Source organism: Salinisphaera japonica YTM-1, assembly GCF_003788585.1.
In the GTDB taxonomy this organism is placed as follows: domain Bacteria; phylum Pseudomonadota; class Gammaproteobacteria; order Nevskiales; family Salinisphaeraceae; genus Salinisphaera; species Salinisphaera japonica.
The window spans coordinates 1-13,930 of the sequence record NZ_AYKG01000035.1; the positions used below are offsets into that span (position 1 = coordinate 1).

General features: G+C 65.0%; 12 protein-coding genes. 8 read left to right on the forward strand and 4 right to left on the reverse strand.

What is annotated here, in order from left to right; all coding sequences use genetic code 11:
* Positions 1-175: 175 nt before the first annotated feature.
* Positions 176-3,202, reverse strand: coding sequence for a DUF748 domain-containing protein (locus SAJA_RS11040; protein WP_123658736.1), 3,027 nt, complete (start codon positions 3,200-3,202; stop codon positions 176-178).
* A 73-nt stretch (positions 3,203-3,275) separates the two neighbouring features.
* Here SAJA_RS11040 and SAJA_RS11045 point away from each other — a divergent pair, with 73 nt between their 5' ends.
* Positions 3,276-4,139 carry an NAD(P)-dependent oxidoreductase gene (locus SAJA_RS11045; protein ID WP_184999855.1) on the forward strand — a complete coding sequence of 288 codons (864 nt, stop codon included), beginning with the start codon at positions 3,276-3,278 and terminating at the stop codon, positions 4,137-4,139.
* Between the two features lie 23 nt (positions 4,140-4,162).
* On the opposite strand, the gene SAJA_RS11050 is transcribed toward SAJA_RS11045, so the two are convergent.
* The gene (locus tag SAJA_RS11050) at positions 4,163-4,672 is read right to left on the reverse strand and encodes a DUF1269 domain-containing protein (RefSeq protein WP_123658737.1); all 510 of its coding nucleotides are present in this window, start codon (positions 4,670-4,672) and stop codon (positions 4,163-4,165) included.
* An 8-nt stretch (positions 4,673-4,680) separates the two neighbouring features.
* Positions 4,681-6,072 (reverse strand): argininosuccinate lyase, encoded by a 1,392-nt coding sequence (gene argH, locus SAJA_RS11055; protein WP_123658738.1) that lies wholly within the window; start codon positions 6,070-6,072, stop codon positions 4,681-4,683.
* Between the two features lie 105 nt (positions 6,073-6,177).
* Between argH and SAJA_RS11060 the strand changes: the two genes are divergently transcribed.
* From SAJA_RS11060 to SAJA_RS11090, 7 genes are all read left to right on the forward strand, one after another.
* Complete coding sequence (locus tag SAJA_RS11060; RefSeq protein WP_123658739.1) at positions 6,178-7,230, forward strand: sensor histidine kinase; 1,053 nt, start codon at positions 6,178-6,180, stop codon at positions 7,228-7,230.
* Positions 7,227-7,955: a LytR/AlgR family response regulator transcription factor gene (locus SAJA_RS11065; protein WP_123658740.1), complete on the forward strand. Its 729-nt coding sequence runs from the start codon at positions 7,227-7,229 to the stop codon at positions 7,953-7,955. Before SAJA_RS11060 ends, SAJA_RS11065 begins: the two co-directional genes overlap by 4 nt.
* Before the next feature lie 94 nt (positions 7,956-8,049).
* Positions 8,050-8,973, forward strand: a complete 924-nt coding sequence (hemC, locus tag SAJA_RS11070) for a hydroxymethylbilane synthase (RefSeq protein ID WP_123658741.1) — start codon at positions 8,050-8,052, stop codon at positions 8,971-8,973.
* Positions 8,973-9,794, forward strand: coding sequence for a uroporphyrinogen-III synthase (locus SAJA_RS11075; RefSeq protein ID WP_123658742.1), 822 nt, complete (start codon positions 8,973-8,975; stop codon positions 9,792-9,794). Before hemC ends, SAJA_RS11075 begins: the two co-directional genes overlap by 1 nt.
* Entirely contained in the window at positions 9,791-11,431 is a 1,641-nt protein-coding gene (locus SAJA_RS11080) for a uroporphyrinogen-III C-methyltransferase (RefSeq protein ID WP_123658743.1), read from the forward strand. Before SAJA_RS11075 ends, SAJA_RS11080 begins: the two co-directional genes overlap by 4 nt.
* Entirely contained in the window at positions 11,431-12,612 is a 1,182-nt protein-coding gene (locus SAJA_RS11085) for a heme biosynthesis HemY N-terminal domain-containing protein (RefSeq protein WP_184999856.1), read from the forward strand. The genes SAJA_RS11080 and SAJA_RS11085 overlap by 1 nt, the downstream gene beginning before the upstream one ends.
* Positions 12,609-13,478 carry a Rossmann-fold NAD(P)-binding domain-containing protein gene (locus SAJA_RS11090; protein WP_123658745.1) on the forward strand — a complete coding sequence of 290 codons (870 nt, stop codon included), beginning with the start codon at positions 12,609-12,611 and terminating at the stop codon, positions 13,476-13,478. The genes SAJA_RS11085 and SAJA_RS11090 overlap by 4 nt, the downstream gene beginning before the upstream one ends.
* Here SAJA_RS11090 and SAJA_RS11095 read toward each other — a convergent pair.
* Positions 13,471-13,791, reverse strand: a complete 321-nt coding sequence (locus SAJA_RS11095; protein WP_123658746.1) for a hypothetical protein — start codon at positions 13,789-13,791, stop codon at positions 13,471-13,473. The two genes, SAJA_RS11090 and SAJA_RS11095, sit on opposite strands and share 8 nt — an antisense overlap.
* Positions 13,792-13,930 lie beyond the last annotated feature (139 nt).

Genomic DNA, 13,930 nt, shown 5'->3' on the forward strand with positions numbered 1-13,930 from the left:
CTCTCTTCGATCCGAAACAGCCTGCCCTCGTGAGCTGCGATATCGAGACAATAGACCTGCCATCCAAAGCCATCGGCGTTTCATCTGCGTGAATCTGCGGATAACCGACTGTATTCATTCGCTTTTATTCGCGTCCATTTGCGGACGGAAAAAAGAACGCGCCCGCCGGTGTCGATCAGTCGTTCTTCTTGTCGAGCGTGAAGCGCACGAGGGGCTTGGCCTCGTCGTCGTCGAGCACGGTCGGGCCCTTGGAGATGATCCGGTTGGGGCTCACGCCACGCGCGGCGAGATAGTCGCGGATGGCTTCTTCGCGGCTACGGGCCAGGTCTTCCAGAGCCACTCGGTTGTCGTCGTCGATACGTCCGGTCTGAAACAGATCCATGGCCTTGGCATCGGCCGGCACGCCCTGGCCCTCGACGGTCAACGTCCAGTCGAGATTCTTGTTCATGGCCTGGGCGATCAGGCCCATATAGTGACGATCCTCGGGGCGGACATAATGCTTGCCCTCGGCGAAGATGGCCGGGCGGCCCTCGACCGAGCGGAACAGGTTCAAGAACACGTTCTTGATCTTGTTGGCCAGGCCCACCGGCGAATAGTTCGACAGCAGGGCCGTACGGATACCGGCCAGCACGGCCTCTCGCACGAGGTTGTCGACCGAAAAGTAGGGGTTGGTGACGTCGCCGAGAATACTGGACTGGAAGGTGAACTCGTCATCCTGGCCGCGGATGATGGCCAGCGCGGTTTCCATGTTGATGCCGAGCGCGATCTCGGTGACCTTGTCGCTGTCGTTGGCCAGTCGGAAGTTGCTGATCGTGGCCTGGAGTTTGCCATCGAGCTGGCCGGCCTTGGCTTTCAGATCCAGCGTGCCGTTGATGGCCCCGCGCGCGATCTTGCGGCCCATCGCCTGATTGAGATAGCCCGACAGCGAGGGCATGTTCAACGAGCGCAGCCAGGCATCGATATCCATGTTCATGCCGCCCGAGGCCAGCGGGGCCACGGTGCCGGTGCTATCGAAATGCCCGTAGGCGCCGAGATCGATCGACAACCGATAATCGGCGTCCCGGTCGGGCCTGGCCGTATCCAGATCGTTCAGGACGAAGTTCAGGTCCATGCCGTGCAGGGCCACATGCGGCTCGGTCACGGTATCCACAAACCAGACCGAAGGCCCGCTGATGCCCAGATGCTTGATCGAGAACGTGGATTGGGTGGCGCCGCCGGTGGTGTTTTTCGACGTGTCTTCTGATTTGGACGCAGACGGGCTGTTGGCGCTTTTTTGGCCGTTGCCGCCGAAATATTCGCTGATCACGCCGTAGCCTGACAGGTCACGACGCAAGTGCATGATCGCGTCCTTGAGCGTGGCCGATTCGAGCTCGTAGTGCAGCAAATCACGCAGATGGAAATTTTTCAGATCCAGCGAGACGGCCTGTATGGCCTCTGAATCGGTATCGGTATCGCCCATGATGCGAACACCGCTCGTCTCCAGGCGATCAACGCGGATATCCGACAGGCCGTCGATCTCGATGCCGCTGGCATGATCCTGCAGCGTGGCCAACCACGGGGCGTTGATCGTCGTGTTACGCACGTCCAGATCGGTGCCCATCGCCTCGCCGGACATGACCAGCTTGAGGGCGTTGCCACTGGCATCGGGCGTCTGGCCGTAGCGCCCATCGTAAATGAAACGATGCGCAATAAAGGCCAGTGGCATGGCCGGCAGATCCAGGCGCGCGCCGGTGGTCACCAGGCGCCCGCGTGCTGCGTGTATGAACAACGTGCCGGAGTCGATATGGGTCTGGCCGTCCCAGTCGATATCGTCGGTGGTGAAGATGCTGGTCTCGGGGATCTTGAAGACCAGGTTCTTGCCGCCGAGCCGGCCGTTGGTATCGATCCGCGTGGCTTTGCCGGTCAGCGTGGTCGAGGTGGTGCCTTGCCAGTCCATGGCGTCGGTTGTTGTCGACAGGCTGCCCGGTACGGCGAATTCGAAGGCCGTGGCGCGATACGTGCCGTTGCTGACGATGGTGGTGCTGTTCTTGCTGAACGTGGTTTCCAGGTCGCCGGTCAGGTGCTCGGAGGCCGCCTTGAGTTTCAGCCGATCGCACGAGACCAGCCGTACGTTGGCATCGTTATAGGTGCCGTGGGTTGTGATGCGGAACGGATCATCCAGGCTCACGAAACTCTTGCCCGCCCAGGCGGCCTTGTCGGCCGTGAGATCGAGCGTGCCGGTCTTCTGGATAGACAGATCGTCGAGGACAAAACGCCCGTCCGTGGTGATCTCACCCGGCTCGGCGTCCGCGCGCATCAATCGCCAATCGGAGATACCGTCGAAAGACACGGCATCGGCATCGATCCGCATGCCGCTCGTCTGGACCAGCACCACCCCCTCGAAGACCGTCTGGCCGTCGCTGTGAATGAGCAGATGCTTGTCGGCGTCGTAAGTCAGCGACAGATCCAGATCCGTATCGATACGCCCGTCGGCACGATCGATCCCGGCCTGCTTGGCCAGCGGGGCGAGCATCGAGACCGGAAAGTTCTCGGCCTTGATATGCAGGTTGGCCGTCGGGCTGTCGGCCAGCGGGGCCATCGAGCCCGACAGGCTGAGGCTGCCCCCGGCCGCCCCGAGATGGGCATCCACCGGAATAGGCTCGCCCTTGCGCCAGGTGACCATGTTCTCGGCCCCCGACTGGTTGAGCGTGACCACCTGATCGATGGCCGGTGTCTTGCCCATCGCCGGCTGTTTGTAGTGCACGCGCAGCGCGCCGACCTGAACCTGTTCCACGCCGAAGCGCCAGGTACCACCGCCCGAGGACTGGCCCTGTGGCAGGGCCACGCCGGCAATGGTCAACCCGTTATCGGGCCCCCGGGTGATATCGATCGTGGCACTGCGAAGCGATATCGATTCGAGCACGATCTTGTGATCCAGCAGCGGCGGATAAGCCAGTTCCAGCCCCAGGTGCCCGATAGTGAAGCCCTCGCCGGCATTGGGCCCGTCGGTAACTTCCCCATGAGCATCATCGATAGCGACATGCCCGGTCAGCAGATTGATATCGATCTTGTCGATATCCACGGCCAGGCCCTGGGCTTCCAGATAATCCACGACGAAATAGCGCGCGATATATCCCGGTGCCACCACCGCGGCCACGGCCAGGGCAACAACCAGTGCACAGCTGACGATCAGTGCCGTTAGCGCACCGCGTTTGCCTGTCATGGAGCTCGTGTGTTTGGGGCCGGTCAACACAAGACTTTATCATCCGGTCAGGTTCATCGACGGGAACAACCTCATGAAGACAGCTTTTCTGGGCCTGGGCGGCATGGGCCAGGGCATGGCCGCCAATCTGGCCAAGGCCGGCCTATTGACCGGTGTGTATAACCGTACCCAGGCCAAGGCCGATGCGTTCGCCGACAGCCACGGCGTCACGGCTCATGACAACCCGGCCGCGGCCTGTGAGGCCGCGCGCGCCATTGTGCTCTGTGTCTCGGCCGATGCCGACGTGCTGGAGATGATCGATGCGCTGGTACCGGCGTTATCGTCCGAGCATATCGTCATCGATTGCTCGACCGTGGCCAGCGATACCGCACGCGAGGCCGGCGAGCGCGTGGCCGGCGCGGGGGCGGCTTTCGTGGATGCGCCGGTCTCTGGCGGCACCGAAGGCGCCAAGCAGGGCACACTCTCGATCATGGTGGGGGCAGCCGACACCGTATTCGCCGATATCGAACCCGTGCTATCAGCAATGGGGAAATCCATCACGCACATGGGGCCGATCGGCGCCGGCCAAGCCACCAAGGCGGTCAATCAGATCATGGTGGCCGGTATCAATCAGGCGGTGTGCGAGGCCATGCGTTTTGCCAAGGCCGTGGATCTACCCCTGGACAAGGTCGTGGACGTGGTTGGCTCCGGGGCCGCGGGCAACTGGTTCGTCAATCATCGTGGCAAGACCATGGTGGCCGATGACTACACGCCCGGCTTCAAGCTCAAGCATCACCACAAGGATCTGGGCATCTGTGCGCATATGGCCCGCCAGAACGGCGGCGACCTGCCTCTGGCCAACAAGACCCGCGAGGACTACGAGCAGCTGATGGCCGACGGCCACGGCGACGAGGATATCTCGGCGCTGTTTCGTCGTCGGGTTGATCTGTTCGGCTGATGCCCGGCCGCGCCGCCGGCCGCTCAGGCGGCCGGCGGGGTATCGCGCGGTGTTTCGCGCACGTCGGCAGCCGGGGCGATCTCGTGAATGGTCTCGGCAGTCGCATTCTGGTCGCCGTCATCGCAGTCGATCATCAATAACACGGCCCCGTTCTTGATGGCGGTATCGTAGCCCTCGACCTCGGCCGAGGATTCGCTCACGCCGATCATGCTGGCCACCCAGGCGCCCAGCCCCACGCCGGCCAGGCCGCTGGCCGCAACCGCACCGCCGCCGATCACGATGCCCAGTGGCGGAAACGCCAGTGCGGCCAGGCCGGCCACCGCGCCGGCGGCCCCGCCGGCCAGGGCGCCGCGCCCGGCGGCCGGCCCGATATCGGTGGCCTCCCAGAGCCCGGCCTCGGGCAGCGCGTGCTCGGGATCATGCCGGGCCACGGCATGCAGGGCCGCATCGGCCACGCCCTGTGCCCGCAGGGCCTCGACGACCCGCTCGGCTATCGCGGCATCACCCAGCAATACATAGACACGCACGCTCATGACGACTCTCAGCCGGCAAGCGCCGCGCGGGCCCGCGCGGCTGCGGCCCGCACCTGATTGGGCGCGGTGCCGCCAATGTGGTCGCGCGCGGCCACCGAGCCTTCCAGCGTAAGCACCTCGTAGACATCGCCGCCGATGGCATCCGAAAAACGTTGCAGGGTGGCCAGCTCCAGCTCGGCCAGGTCGCAGCCCTGTTCGATGGCCGTGGACACACAGTTGCCCACTATTTCATGGGCATCACGAAACGCCACGCCTGCACGCACCAGGTAATCGGCCAGATCGGTGGCAGTGGCAAAGCCGCGGCGGGCGGCCTCTCGGCACTGTGCGCTATCAACGGCCACATGCGGCATCATGTCGGCAAACAGCGCGATACAGGTCGTGACCGTATCCGCGGTGTCGAACATGGGGATCTTGTCTTCCTGATTATCGCGGTTGTAGGCCAGCGGCTGGCCTTTCATCAACGTGAGCAGGGCGGTGAGATGGCCCTGCACGCGTGCGGTCTTGCCGCGGGTCAGCTCGGCGACATCCGGATTTTTCTTCTGCGGCATGATCGAGCTGCCCGTGCAGTAGCGATCAGGCAGCTCGACGAAGCCGAACGCCGGGCTCATCCACAGAATCAGCTCTTCGGAAAAACGCGACAGATGCATCATGATCGTGGCCGAGGCCGAGACGAACTCGATCGCGAAGTCCCGATCTGACACCGCATCCAGCGAGTTGTCGATCACCCCGTCGAAACCCAGCTCGGCGGCTACTCGCTCGCGGTCGATGGCAAACGTGGTGCCGGCCAGGGCCGCGGCCCCGAGCGGCAATACGTTGGCCCGTGCACGGATCTGGCCCAGGCGTTCGGCATCACGCGCGAGCATGGCCTGCCAGGCGAGCATGTGGTGCCCGAAAGTGACCGGCTGGGCCACCTGGAGATGCGTGAAGCCCGGCATGATGGTATCGGCCTCGCGCTCGGCCAGGCCGATCAGCCCTGACCGCAGACGATCCACCTCGCCGATTAGATGATCGAGGGCATCGCGCAGCCAGAGCCGTACATCGGTGGCCACCTGATCGTTGCGTGAGCGCGCGGTGTGCAGTTTCTTGCCCAGATGCCCAATGTTCTCGGTCAACCGGGCCTCGATGTTCATGTGGACGTCCTCGAGGGCGGGGTCCCAGGGGAACTCGCCGGCCGCGATCTGCTCATCGATGGCCAGCAGGCCGTCACGGATGGTTTCGAACTCGGCACTCGTGAGCACACCGATATGCGCGAGCATGCCCGCATGGGCGATCGAGCCCTGAATATCGTAGGGCGCCAGCCGGGTCTCGAACGAGATGGATTCGGTAAAGGCCGCCACGCGGGCGTCCGGGCCTTCGGCAAACCGCCCGCCCCAGGTCTGGTGGCTCGATTGGGTGCTCATGCGTGTTGTCCTTGGCCTGACCGAAATCGCGCGCTGAGTATATCAACGCTGCCCGGCATTCGGCCGTGCTTGACGCCACGGGGCGTTTGTCCAAAGACTCGGCGCATGCCCGAGCCCAACGACAGCCCCGCGATCCTGCCGGATTTCTGTACCGGTGCGCGGATCTTCCGCGTGCTGGCGGTCTGCGAGGCAGTCGCGATCATTCTGGCGCTGGGCAGCTCGGAATCGGCCGATGTCTGGCGGCTTATCTTCCTGCTGTCGGTCTATCTGCTCTGGATCGGTGTCTGTAGTGCCGCAGCCCTGTGTCTGATTCGTCGCTGGGCATACGGCCTGTCCACGCGCCAGGTCATGATCCTGTCGTATGTCAGCCTGCTGGGTATCACGTTCGTGATCACCGAGGCCGCGCTGCTGGCGGGGCCTTATACCGGCTTCTGGGTGTTGCTCGTCGAGGCAAGCCCCATGGCCTTCGTACTGCGCAGCCTGGGCATCTGCGGCGTGGTGGCGGCGTTGGCGTTGCGTTATTTCTGGCTGCGGGCAGCCTGGCAGGCGCGCGCCGAGACCGAGGCCCGGGCGCGCCTGGAAGCGCTCCAGGCCCGCATCGAGCCGCATTTTCTGTTCAACACCCTCAACAGTGCCGCTGCCCTGACCGCGACACGCCCGCAGGCCGCCGAAACCGCGCTGGAGGATCTGGCCGCGCTGCTGCGTGCGCGCCTGGCCCATGAAACCGCCGAGCAGGTCACCTTGGCCGAGGAGATGACGCTGGTGGCGGCTTATGTCCGAATTGAGCAGCTGCGTCTGGGCGCGCGGCTGTCGTTCATCACGGATATCGATACCGCGGCCGAGCAGGCACGCCTGCCCGCGCTGACGATCCAGCCGCTGGTCGAAAACGCGATCGGCCACGGTGTGGCGCGCCGGGCCGAGGGTGGTAGGGTGCAGCTGATCGCCCGATGCACGCGGCAAACGCTCACGGTCACGGTGATCAACCCGATTGCCGGCCAGCTCGAGCGGGTGCCCGGACATCGCCAGGCGATCAGCAATATCCGCGATCGACTGGGGCTGGCCTATGGCAGCCAGGCCAGCCTGGAGTTTTCGCACGATGCGTGCTCGTTTATTGTCACGCTGGTCGTGCCGCAGCCCGAATCAAACGATATGACATGAACGTGGTGATCGTTGACGACGAACCCTTGGCCCGCGAGCGGCTGCGCCGCATGGTCGAGACCCTGGACGAGCACGCGGTGATCGGCGAGATCGCCGACACGAGCGACTGTCTGCCGCGTCTGGCGGATCTGGCCCCGGATGCAGTTTTGCTGGATGTGAACATGCCCGGACGCGACGGCCTGCAGATCGCCGATGCGCTGTCGCGATCCAACCTGCCGCCGGCCGTGATCTTCATTACGGCCCACAGCGAGCATGCCCTGTCGGCGCACAACGCCGTCTGTGCCGGTTATTTGCTGAAACCGGTGCGCCGCGAGGATCTGGCTGCGGCACTGGCACGCGCGGCCCGGCCCAGCCGGGCTCAGTTCGCTGCCTTGGCCGAGCACGTGGATATCGGCACGGCCAGTGGCTATGTCAGTGCGCGTACCCGTGACGGCATCGAGCGGGTGGCGATCCGCGATATCCTGTATTTCTGGGCCGATCACAAATACACATCTGTATTTCATCGCGACGGCGAGCTGTTGATCGAGCAGTCCCTGGCCACGCTTGAACAGTCCCTGGCCGAAACCTTCGTACGCGTGCACCGCAAGGCATTGGTTGCCCGGGCCCATGTTACCGGCCTCAAGTACAGCGACGACGGCAGCGCCGGCTTGACGATCGCCGAGCACGCCGCGATCGTGCCGGTCTCGCGGCGGCGCCTGCCCGATGTGAAGGCCCTGCTGGCCTAGGGCGTGTCGTCATGAGATATGACGCCGCATGGCGCGTCGGCTGCGGGTAACTCGCAGAATAAGATGACACGCCCTTAACCATTGAGATTCATCGATCATGTCCAAGACCCTGCGTATCGCCACCCGCCAATCCCAGCTTGCGATGTGGCAGGCACGGCATGTTCAGGCGCGCCTGGCCACGGCCCTGCCTGATACCGAGGTCGCGCTGTTGCCAATCTCGACCGAAGGCGATCGCGTGACCGACCGGCCGTTGTCGGCCATCGGTGGCAAGGGGCTGTTTCTCAAAGAGCTGGAAGCCGCGCTTGCGGCCGGGGAAGCGGATCTGGCCGTGCACTCGATGAAAGATGTCCCGGCCGAGCTGCCCGCGGGATTCGCCTTGCCGGTGGTGCTGGCCCCGGCCAGCCCGCTGGATGCGTTCGTATCCAACACGTATGCCAATCCGGAAGAAATGCCGGCCGGGGCCGTGGTGGGCACCTCCAGTCTACGACGGGCCGCGATGATCAAGCATATGCGCCCGGACCTGGAGATCGTCTCCCTGCGCGGCAACGTCCAGACTCGGCTGGCCAAGCTGGACGCCGGCGACTACGACGCGATCCTCTTGGCCTGTGCCGGGCTGGAGCGTCTGGAATTGGCCGCGCGCATCCGTTGTGAGCTCACCCCGGAGCAATCGCTGCCGGCGATCGGCCAGGGCGTGCTTGGTATCGAGATCCGGGCTGACGATACCGACACCGCCGAGGCCATCGGGCATCTGGACGATGAATACACCCATGTCCGCATTGATGCCGAGCGTGCGGTCAATGCGCGCCTGGAAGGCAGCTGTCATCTGCCGATTGCAGCACATGCCACGCACGACGGGCGCTCGCTGTATCTGCGGGCTTGTGTGGGCCGGCCTGATGGCAGTGTAATGGTACGCGACGAGATCACCGGGCCGGTCGGCGAGGCCGCCGAACTGGGCCATCGTCTGGCCGAGCGCCTGCTGGCCGCCGGTGCCGACAAGATCCTTGCCGATCTGAGCTGATGGGCCCATCGGCTGGCAATGGGCCGTTGGCCGAACGCTCGGTCTGGCTGAGCCGGCCGGCCGAGCGTGCCGGCGACTGGCAAACCGCGCTCGAAGCGCGTGGCGCTCGTGTGTTTGTCGAGCCGTTGATTCGTATCGAGCCGGCCGCGGCCAGCCCGGCGCTTGCCGCACAGATCCAGGCCGCGGAAAACGCCGATATCGTGATCGCCACCTCGGCGGCCGCCATCGAGGCGCTCGTCGTGCATGCGCCGTCCTGGGCGCCCACGGGCCGGCTCATCGCGGTCGGCCAGGCCACAGCCGCCGCGCTGGCCGCGGCCACCGGGCGTGATGTTGCTGTGCCTGAGGCTAGCGACAGCGAAGGGTTGCTGGCCATGCCCGAACTGGACAGCGCCAACACGGCGCGCGTGGCGCTGTTGGCCGGTGAAGGTGGGCGCACGCTTCTGGCCGATACGCTGGCAACGCGCGGCTTTCGCGTCGAGCGGCTCTCGCTTTACCGACGCCGGGGTGCGTGCCTCGCGCCGGCGCGCCGCGCCGAATTACTGGCTGCCTGCGATACGCTCGTGCTCACCAGCGAAGCCGCCTGGCGTGCGCTGATCGATCAGTGCGAGTGCGACGAACGTCAGCGTCTGGCCGAGCTGTTTCTCGTGGCGGCCAGCCCGCGTGTGGTACAAATCACTCTATGTGACATCGATTGGCAGCATACGCCGACGATCATCGCCCCCATGAGTGGGCACGGCGTGTGCGATGCACTGGCACGGGTGCCGGTGGGCGAGTCGGCGTCATCCCGCCACGCTATTCCGGGGGAAAGCGACAGCGCATGAGCGACAAGAAATCTTCAGGCGGTAGCGGCGCGGATAGCGCTGATACCCAATCCAAAAACCTTAAAAATCCTGAGTCGGGCACGTCCAAGAACGCGGCGGCGTCAGCCAATGCCGGCAAGCCGGCGGATCAAACACCCGCGGACAAGGCCTCGACCAAGACGACGACCGCCGCCAAATCGGGCGGCAGCACGCCCGAGGCGACAACCAAGCGCCAGGGCGGGGCGGCGTCACAGGCATCCGGCACGGCCAAGGGCGCGCCGAGTTCGAGCACGTCAGGAGCCGGCAGCGCGAAGCCCGCGGCTGCCACCCGGCCAGACAGCTCGAGCCGTGATGCCGCAGCGAATCCGAAGCAGGCCGCAGGAGGCAGTACCACACCGCCGGCCGGTGGAAAGAGCGGCCCGGCTCGGGGTGGCCACAACAGCGGTGGCGCACGGCCGATTGCCCTCATCGTGGCTGTCGTCGCCCTCATCGTCGCCTTGTTGTCGCTGGCCGGCGCGGCTTGGCTGTATATGCAGGGCCAGAGTCGTGCCGCGGCCACCGACAGCCAGATCGATACCGCGACAAAGAACGTGAAAAGCCAGATCCAGCAGAAGCTGGGCTCACGGGTCGAGGGCACCGATCAGCAGGTCTCGCAGCTGACGAGCCGCGTGTCGAACATCGATCAGAGCGTGTCGCAGCAAGATCAGGCGCTGCAAGACATTCAGGATACGCTGTCTCAGGTGCGCAGCCAGAATCAGCAGCTGCAGGACGCGCTTGGCGGTAATAACGAAACGTTCATCGAGCAGCGCGCGGCAGCGCTTCTGGAAACCGCCAGCCAGCGCCTGACGATCTATCGTGACCCGCAGGGCGCGATCGCGGCATTGAAGACAGCCGATGACGTCATCGCCCAGGCCGGCTATCCGCAGCTGCGGGCCGTGCGCGAGGCCATTGCCGACGAGCTGAGCCAGCTCAAGAGCCTGCCGAATCCGGACATCGAAGGCCTGGCGCTGACGCTGTCCAAACTGGTCAATCGTGTGCCCCAGCTGCCCACGGAAACCGACGTGCCCTCGGCTTACAAGCGCGACAAGAGCGCTCAGAGTGACCAGGGGAACCTGAACGAGCAGGCCAGCCAGAATGGCGCGACCGGCAACAACGGCGACGGCGGCTTTGCCGGTATCGACTGGCAGGGCCGGTGGCAGCAGTTGACCGATCGTGCCGGCCAGGCGCTTGCCAGCATGGTCAGCGTACGCCGGGCCAACGGCACGCAGAACACGCCGACGCTGATGGCTCCGGATCAGGCGTTCTTCCTGGTACAGAACGTACAGCTGTCGCTGCGAAGCGCGCGCCTGGCTCTCTTGGATGGCAATCAGGCGGCCTATCGCGCCAGCCTGTCGGATGCCAAGGATTCGATTCAGCAGTTCTTCGATACCGATGCCAGCGCGACCCAGGGCATGCTTTCGACCCTCGATGAGCTGGCCAAGGCAGAGCTTGCCTGGCAGGCGCCGGATATCAGCGATAGCCTCAGCCGGCTGCGTCGCATCATGAGCCAGAGCGCAAACAGCGGCTCGACGACTGCGCCGGCCGGTGACGACACGGGCAAGGTAAGCGGCTCGGAATCTGACAAGAAGGCCGCCGCGGCTGCCGAAGGAGGCGCATGATGCGTCGCTTGCTGCTGGGAGTCGTCGTATTCATCGTGGCCGGCATCGTGCTGTCGGTTGTCTTTCGAGACAGCCAGGGCTACGTGCTCATCTCGTTCAATGGCTGGCAGATCCAGACGTCGGTGTTGTTTGCTGTTGCCGGCGTGCTGTTATCGGTCTGGCTGATCGCCGTTGCCTGGAAGATTCTGACCGCGATCCTCTTCGCGCCGACCACGATTCGTCGCTTTCGGGCCCGGCGCCGGGCCAAGAAAGCCCGTCGGTCGTGGCATGAAGGGCTGGCTTATTATGCCGAGGCCCACTGGGCCCGCGCCGAAACAGAACTCGAAGACCATGCCGAGGCCCACGAGGCACCGGGGCTGCATCATCTGTTCGCGGCCCGCGCGGCGCATCATCAAAACAAGCCCGACGCCCGCGACAATTATCTGAGTGCCGCCGGCCAGGATGAAACCCTGAGCGATCTGGCCGTGGATATGACCCGCGCCGAGCTGCAGATCGCCGCCGGCGAGCATGAGGCCGCCCACGAGACGCTGGCGCGTCTGCGCACGACCGCGCCCAGGCACCCGTGGGTGCTGCGTCTCTACGCCGAACACGCGTTGGCCACCGAGCGATACGACGTTTTGGCCCAGTTGCTGCCGGATCTCACCAAGGTCGGCACGGTTTCGCAGACGCGCTTGACAACCATGCGTGAAGCCGCGGCCGTACACGCCTTGGCCCAGCCTAACGACACAGGTGCGCTCAGCACAGCGTGGCGCAATCTATCCAAGACCGATCGGAGCAATCCGAAGATCGCGGCCTACTATGCCCGCTGCCTGTCGGCGCTTGGCGAAGAAGACGAGGCGGCCAACGTGATCCGCACCACGCTCAAAAAGACCTATGACCGCGACATGGTCATGATCTTCGGCCGGCTGGCCCCGCGTGACGACAACTCGCAGCTGGCCGACGTCGAGGCCTGGATCGAAAAACACGGCGAGCAGCCCGAGCTGATGCTCGTGGCCGGCCGGCTGTGTCTGGCCCGCAAGCTGTGGGGCCGGGCCAGGCACTACCTGGATTCCGAGGCCGCGGCCCGCGTGGGGCCACAGGCGGCACTCGAGCTGGGCCGTCTACAGGAACGCCTGGACGATGCCGACGGGGCTCGCAAGAGCTATCGACGCGGGCTGGAAAAAGCCGTCTATGTGACATGAGCCATACCTTGATCATCGGCTGTGGTGATACGGGCCTGCGCGTGGCCGCGCGGGCCGTGGCGGCCGGTGAGCGCGTCACGGCCTTGGTACGCAGCCGGGCCAGCGCGATCCGTGCGCGGCGCGTGGGCGCCCTCGCACGCCAATGGGATCTGGACGATAAGCCGCCCGAAACGGCATTGCTTGCCTCAGCGGATCGCCTGGTCTACAGCGCACCGCCGCCGCGCCAGGGAACGGCGGACACGCGCATGGCCGGGATCTGCGAAGCCCTGGCCGGTCACCGCCCGGCAACGGCCTATATCAGCACCAGCGGCGTCTACGGGGATCACGGCGGTGGCTGGGTCGATGAAGACACGCCCGTGGCCCCGGGCAGCGAGCGTGCCCGGCGCCGAGTGGATGCCGAGACACGGCTGCATGAGGCCGTGCCTGAGGCGGTGATACTTCGGGCACCGGGCATCTATGGCCCAGGCCGGCTGCCGGTCGATCGGATCCTGGCCGGCGAGCCGGTTCTGGATGACAGCGCCCATGCCTGGACCAATCGTATCCATATCGATGATTTGGGCGCGCTGGTATGGAAAGCGGTCAACGAGCGCTGGGCCCATCGGCTCTATAACGCCACTGACGGCACCCCTACTTCGCGCACGGCTTATAGCGATACGTTGGCCGAACTCTTGGGCACCGACCCGCCGCCGCGTATCGACTGGGCTGAGGCAGAACAGCGGTTTTCAGCGATGCGGCTATCGTTTCTGTCGGAATCACGGCGCATGACCAACGCCCGGCTGTTGCGTGATACGGGCTATCGATTTCTGTTTCCCGACTATCGCGACGGTCTGATCGCCAGCCTGCGCGGCGAGCCTGCAATCAGCTAGAAGGGCGCGCGCCAGCCACGATCCGGTGCTGTTGCAAGGCGTCGGCAAAACCAGAATCAATCACGCCCAGGCAATCCGCCCCGGACAGCGTGATCGGGACCTCGCCGCTGGCGTTTTCGATCAGCGCCACACGATACCGATAGCTCGATTGCCCGCTATCGCAGGCCCCGATCTCCGTGGCCTGAACGGTCAACCGGTAGCGCGCGCGCTGCGCCATGGCCCGGTAATCGTCAATACCTCGCGTCATGTCCGCCGTGTACGGCGCAAACGACCAGCCACGCGCAGCCAGGCGCTGCTTCAACGTCGTCAACACAGTTGAATCGCCCTGGGGTATCAGCACATGGGCGTCGGCGTTATAGGCCGGCGTCGTGGCGGTGGGCGGGGCCTTCGTTGCGCTGGATCCGGCACAGCCGGCCAGGCTTGCGGCAAGGATTATCAGGACGAGCCCGACA